A 6,412-nucleotide genomic window follows, 5' to 3' on the forward strand; every position below is an offset into this window, starting at 1 on the left:
TATGAGCCAGAATTATCCAGATTCCGTGTGGTTGAATGGCCGGTGGCTACCCGCTGACCAAGCCACGGTGTCCGTGTTTGACCGGGGTTTCCTATTTGGCGATGGCATTTACGAGGTTATCCCTTTCTATGATCGAAGGCTTTTCATGCCCGACGCCCATATCGAACGCCTTCAGCGCGGGCTTACCGAAATCGGGTTAAGCTTTGCCGCCGCCGACTTGATGGGACAGGTGGTGGAAGCCGCAGCCCATGCCGGCTTCCCCGACGGTACCGTTTATATACAGGTAACGCGTGGCAAGGCGCCGCGCGTACATCGATTTCCGGCAGTCACCGAACCTTCCGTATTGCTATATGCGTCACCATTTGATTTTAATGGCTATGATCAGAAAATGGTGGCGGTGCTCCTTTCTGTCGACTTCCGTTGGCAGCGGTGCAACATCAAATCGACTTCGCTGATGGCCAATGTATTGGCCAACAATGGGGCCCACGAGCTCGGTATGGCCGAGCATGTCTTTGAAAGGGATGGAACGATTACCGAGGGATCGCATTCATCCGTTTTTTTTGTGCTGGATGGTTGTCTGTTCACCCATCCGAACAGCCCACATATTTTACCCGGTATAACAAGGGACGTAGTGATTTCCCTTGCCACCCAACTCGGCATCGAGGTGAAGGAAGAAGGCGTTACAGTTGATGATTTACCCCGAGTGGCCGAGGCATTCCTTACAGGTACCACCACCCAGTTGACAGCCATAAGGTCGTTTTCGTTCGGTGGTCGCAACCATATCGTAGGGGCAGGTGTCATAGGGCCGATAACAGGGCGTTTGCAACGCGCTTTCAAGGAGCTGACTAGACGGTAGTCTATCGCTTGAGGAGGGGTAACAACTTTTCGACAGGAAGCGCATTCACCGTTCGTCCGTCTTTACCCGTGGTTGTCTGGGCAGCGAAAAGCGAATTGATGATGGCTTCTTCGGTTGCCTCGATGGCAGCCATGAAGAGCGGTGTCATCCGGTCGTTGGGCACCTCCTGAGCTGGATGATGCCCGGTGGAAAAGGCAATGACATAATCGCCGCTTCCATTGGAGGCAATGCCACCCGTTTTCGCCAGTCCCATAAACGCCCGTTTCGCCAGCCGTTCAAGGTTCCGGCTATCGAGCGGCGCGTTGGTGGCCACAATAATCATACACGACCCATCTACGTTGTTGAGCAGCTGGTCACTGAACGTGAATTTCCCCAGTTGTTCGCCTACTTGGGTGCCATTGATCTGCAATACGCCGCCGAAATTCGTTTGTACCAATACGCCTACATCGTAACCGCCCAGGTTGGCGGGCAGTCGGCGGGAGGAAGTGCCTATCCCGCCCTTAAATCCAAAACATACGGTGCCCGTTCCTGCACCGACGCACCCTTCCATGGGCATGGTGGTATCCGCTGTACGGATGGCGGCGAGTACGTCCGCCTTCCGTACATGTCGCCCGCGTATATCATTCAAGTATCCGTCGTTGGTTTCGCCTACGACAGCATTGACGGACCGGACTTCTTCGTTCCCGGGTTGGTTCAATACATAATCAATTACGGCATCCATGGCAACGGGCACACTTAACGTATTGGTCAGTATAATCGGTGTTTCGAGATTGCCCAGTTCGGCAATCTGTGTGCTGCCGGCAAGTTTGCCGAATCCATTGCCCACGAAGAGGGCAGCGGGTACCTTCTGTTGGAAAATATTTCCTCCGTGGGGCAATATAGCTGTGACGCCGGTGCGGACCGAATCTCCGTTTCGTAAGGTCGTGTGTCCCACACGAACGCCAGCGACATCGGTGATTGCATTCAACTTCCCTGGGGGTAAAACACCTATCGAAACCCCATAATCACGAAGGCGTTTGTTTTGCGCTTGGGCGAGCAGGATAGCAAGGCAGCAGCACATGATCCATGATATTCGAAGTATTAGCCTATCCATCGCTTATTTCGAGCTAAAGTTAGTAAATAATGTGGTTATACAATGCTTTGGTGATATTGAAGATGTTCGGAATTTAGCTAAGTTTGCGGATGCTTCACTCGCCCGGTACGCATCTGTTTATTTTCGGTGATACTACTGTAGACCAACTCACAGAGGTGGCTGTGGCGTTGGCCGGTGCAGAAGTGGCACCCATCGAACCCCGGACAATACTGTCCGTGCAACCGGAGGAAATTACCGTGGATAGGGGTGTGTTTTCCTGCCGCGCGGCAGATGGGGGACGAAGGCGGGTTGCCGTGATACAGGATGCCAATGGCCTGACGATATCGAGTGACTCCCCCGCTGGGGACGGGGCGCTTACGTCGTCCGAATCAGCAGTATTGATTGCCATCCTGCGCCGCGACGAATTAGGCGTCTTTTATCGGCCCACACTACGCCACCGGCTGGTTAAACAAGCGGCGGCAGCCTATGGGCTGGAACATGAATCGGACCCCGAGTATTATCTTCTTCCGGCGTTTATTGATGGCCGGGTGGTCATGCAACCCCGAATTGCCGGACTACTTCCCTTAAACTCAGCCAAACTACGGGATTTGGTGGGCCAAGCCGATCATCACGCCAAGCGGCAGCCGGATGTGCGGCCTTTACCGGAAGAACAAGTGATCGTCTTAAGCAGGCATAAATATTACCGGCATATTCGGGTAGACATCATGCACATTGGACGCACCACGTCCGGTAGGTTAAAACCACCCTTCGTCCACCTGAAGCCGCTTGATCTGGTCGCTTCAGCGACCACAGTAGAAACGGCAAAGTTATATGCTGCGATAGCCGCGATCCAGCAAATCGTTGAAGGCGACCGAACGCCAAGCGATTTGGCAGCCTTGCGTACCATTGTGAAATATGGCGGTAAGTCCCTGTTCTACTACCACGATGGTGAAACGGGTGAAACATTCTCTTCAAAAACATTGATGCCCGTGAAGGTTGCGATGGCACCGCGTAGCGTCAGCCTATCCATTCGCGCGTCCGGCGCATTCTATAGCATTACCGGTGTTTTTACCATCGATGGCGAATCATATCCGTTACATGGGCTACCCCGTTATTTCGGATATTTCGTGAGGTGCGGGGATACGTTATACTTGCTGGATAATACGCCATTATTGGGCATCGTTGACCTGTTGAAAGAACAGGATGGTCGATTGCTGATCCATGCGAGCAAATACCGGGAATTCCATCGGCAGTTTTTGGAAAAGCTATCAGCGACCATCCGCTTGGAATACCCGGATATCAAGGTCGGCACGACACGGCAACTCAAGGAACATGGCTTTTCCGATAGGCCAAAGCGACAGCTTTACTTGTCAGACTTCGGTAATCATGTGATGATTATTCCGGTGGTGCGCTATGGAGAGGCCGAGGTGGCCATCCGTACCGAACAACAAATGATGGCCTTCGATAGGGAAGGTAAGGACTTCATCATACGCCGGGATGCCGATTTCGAGCAGGCATTCATCTCGCTACTAATCAAGCAACATCCGCAGTTGCCCGAGCAGCTGGATAATCAGTTGTACTATTTTTACCTACACAGGAAATGTTTTTTAGATGAAAAGTGGATTTTGCCCGTATTCGACAGGTGGCGCGAAGAATCTGTTGAGGTTTATGGGTTCAATGAATTAACAAACAACAATTTAAATCCAAATACCATCTCGGTAGACATCAAAGTCATCAGCGGAGTCAATTGGTTTGATGCCACCTACGATGTCCGTTTCGGCAAAAGAAAGGCACCGCTTAAAAAGATCCAAGCAGCGTTGCGGAATAAACGCAATTACATAGCGCTGGATGATGGCACAAAGGGCATTCTTCCGCAGGAATGGATTGATCGGTTTTCAGCTTACTTCCAAGCTGGCGAAGTGATAGACGACGGTACCGTTCGGTTTGCTAAAACCAATTTTGAAACGGTGGCCACATTGTTCGCTAAGGAAGCACTGGATGCCGATGCCGCCACCGAAATCGAGGAACTACGGCGGCGGATAGCGAATGTTGACGCGGTACCTGATGTGCCGGCACCACAAGGGATTAAGGTGACACTTCGCCACTACCAACAACAAGGATTGAATTGGCTCACCTTTTTGGATGCTTTCAAGTTCGGGGGGATATTGGCCGACGAGATGGGGCTAGGCAAGACTGTCCAGGTTATCGCCTTCATGCTGTCGCAACGCGAAAATGGCCGGCGGGCCGCTGATCTCGTCGTGGTTCCGGCCACATTGGTTTTCAACTGGGAGCGGGAGTTGGCTATCATTGCTCCCGCCTTGCGCGTATTGGCGCTTTATGGCCCTAATCGCGTGAAATCCACCGAGTCGTTCGACCGTTATGACGTGGTGGTGACTTCCTACACCACACTGCTGTCCGATATACGGTTTCTTAAAGACTTCGCATTCAATTATGTTTACCTTGACGAGTCGCAAAACATCAAGAATCCCGAATCGCAGCGCTATAAAGCGGTAAGGTTGCTGAAAGCCCAAAATCGTATTGCCATTAGCGGAACACCTTTTGAGAACAGTTCATTTGACTTATATGGACAATTGTCATTCGCCTGCCCGGGTTTATTGGGCGACAAACGCTATTTCCGGGATGTGTATGCCAAACCAATCGACCAGTTCAAGAATCAAAAGCGGCGAAAGGAACTGCAACAGAAAATACAGCCGTTTATACTGCGCCGTACCAAGGAAGCGGTAGCAACCGAATTGCCCGAAAAGGTGTATCGGGTTTTATACAGCGAAATGGGTGAGGAGCAGCGCAAGATATATAGTGCCTATGAAAAGGAGTTTCGCGATTTTATCTGTGCACTTTCTGGTGAAAAGTTGGATAAGAGCCCAATGCATGTCCTGCGTGGGTTGACACGGTTGCGGCAGATCTGCAATTCGCCCGCGCTATTACCGGACGGGATGCTGAATAAAGCTGTCTCTGCAAAGATTGAACTGCTGAAGGAACAAATCGAAGATAAAGCACCATACCATAAGTTGGTTATATTCTCGCAGTTTGTATCTATGTTACACCTCATCGGGGAGATGCTAACGGAAATCGGCGTGTGCTATGTGAGCCTTACCGGCGCTACGAGGCAGCGCGGAAAGGTGGTCCGCACGTTTCAAGAGGATCCCAAGGTCCGGGTTTTCCTTGTCAGCCTCAAAGCCGGGGGCACCGGACTGAACCTCACCGCCGCAGAGGTGGTGTACCTCGTGGACCCGTGGTGGAATCCAGCGGTAGAAGAGCAAGCCGTCGACCGCGTGCACCGAATTGGCCAAAACAACAACGTGGTGGCTTACCGCCTCGTGACGCCCAATACCGTGGAGGAGAAGGTGCTGGAGTTGCAGGCAACTAAAAACACCATGGCCCATGGGTTGCTGAAGGGCGAGCGTTCGTTTTTTGAAACACTGGACCGTGAGAAGCTACTGAGTCTGTTCAGTTCTATCGGCTGAATGTAAGTTCATTTTGGAAGACCTTCGCATACTTGCGCTTATCGAGCTTATACAACCGCGCAGCCCGATAGGAGACCCCCCGCTGGAATTCGGACAGTTCCTTCAAGATATCATAATTCAACATCTTCTTACGGAAGTTCCGTTTGTCTAATTTGCGCCCCCAAATGGCTTCATAGAGTTGCTGCAACTGCGTAAGCGTGAACTTTTCCGGCAACAACTCAAAAGCAATGGGGCTATAACTGATTTTCCGGCGCACTTTCTGGATGCTCTTTTCGATAATGTGCTGGTGGTCGAAACCAAGTTCCGGCAGGTTGTTCAAGGAATGCCACACCGCCTGGCGGGCATAGTCAGTTATCGGCTCCGGTTGGCTTTTCAAGTCGTCCAACCGCAACAGCGCATAATAGGCAACCGTGATAATGCGCCCTTGGGGATGGCGCTTCAAGTCGCCGAAAGTATATAATTGCTCCATGTAGATGTCGCGCAAACCGGTGTGTTCGTAGAGAATCCGTTTTACAGCATCATCTATGGTTTCATTGTTTTCCACAAAAAAGCCTGGAAGTGCCCACCACCCTTTAAAAGGGTATTCATTACGCTCAATGAGCAATACTTTCAATTCACCCTCGTGGAAACCGAAGATGACGCAGTCGGTGGTGAATGTCGATTGTAAATGTGGTAAATTTGATTGCAAAGCCGCTCTTGTTTTTGTCTATCAACTGATTTTATTAAACTAATACCGTCTCCAAAATTGTTTTTCAATGCTGATATCTACAACGATTATATTGCATATAAAAGCAAATTTATCTAAGTTTGCTCACTTTAAACCTTTCGAGTAGAAAAAATAGTTCTTGAAAAATTTAATAGTGTAACAAATACACACTATATTCGTGCTGCTAATTTACAAAAGATTATTAAAAAAGTGCAAAGCATAATGAAAGTAGGGGTTTTGACCTCTGGTGGTGATGCCCCGGGGATGAACGCCTGTATCCGTGCCGTAGTCCG

4 protein-coding genes are annotated in these 6,412 nt (G+C 50.5%); 2 read left to right on the forward strand and 2 right to left on the reverse strand.

What is annotated here, in order from left to right:
• The first annotated feature begins 1 nt into the window (after position 1).
• A complete protein-coding gene (locus ACO1NT_RS02995) occupies positions 2 to 856 on the forward strand; it encodes an aminotransferase class IV (protein ID WP_449046912.1) in 855 nt (284 codons plus the stop codon).
• Position 857: 1 nt separating this feature from the next.
• On the opposite strand, the gene ACO1NT_RS03000 is transcribed toward ACO1NT_RS02995, so the two are convergent.
• Positions 858 to 1,949 (reverse strand): DmpA family aminopeptidase, encoded by a 1,092-nt coding sequence (locus ACO1NT_RS03000; protein WP_449046913.1) that lies wholly within the window; start codon positions 1,947 to 1,949, stop codon positions 858 to 860.
• 89 nt (positions 1,950 to 2,038) lie between these two features.
• On the opposite strand from ACO1NT_RS03000, the gene ACO1NT_RS03005 reads away from it, so the two are divergent.
• Positions 2,039 to 5,413, forward strand: coding sequence for a DEAD/DEAH box helicase (locus ACO1NT_RS03005; RefSeq protein ID WP_449046914.1), 3,375 nt, complete (start codon positions 2,039 to 2,041; stop codon positions 5,411 to 5,413).
• Here ACO1NT_RS03005 and ACO1NT_RS03010 read toward each other — a convergent pair.
• Positions 5,403 to 6,101 carry an NUDIX hydrolase gene (locus ACO1NT_RS03010; protein WP_449046915.1) on the reverse strand — a complete coding sequence of 233 codons (699 nt, stop codon included), beginning with the start codon at positions 6,099 to 6,101 and terminating at the stop codon, positions 5,403 to 5,405. The two genes, ACO1NT_RS03005 and ACO1NT_RS03010, sit on opposite strands and share 11 nt — an antisense overlap.
• Between the last annotated feature and the right edge of the window lie 311 nt (positions 6,102 to 6,412).

This window comes from Parapedobacter sp. (assembly GCF_053550995.1).

What these genes read in the sequence shown, in the direction of transcription:
- ACO1NT_RS03000 (WP_449046913.1), bottom strand. Translation starts at nt 1,949, where the DNA reads ATGGATAGGCTAATACTTCGAATATCATGGATCATGTGCTGCTGCCTT.
- ACO1NT_RS03005 (WP_449046914.1), top strand. Translation starts at nt 2,039, where the DNA reads ATGCTTCACTCGCCCGGTACGCATCTGTTTATTTTCGGTGATACTACT.
- ACO1NT_RS02995 (WP_449046912.1), top strand. Translation starts at nt 2, where the DNA reads ATGAGCCAGAATTATCCAGATTCCGTGTGGTTGAATGGCCGGTGGCTA.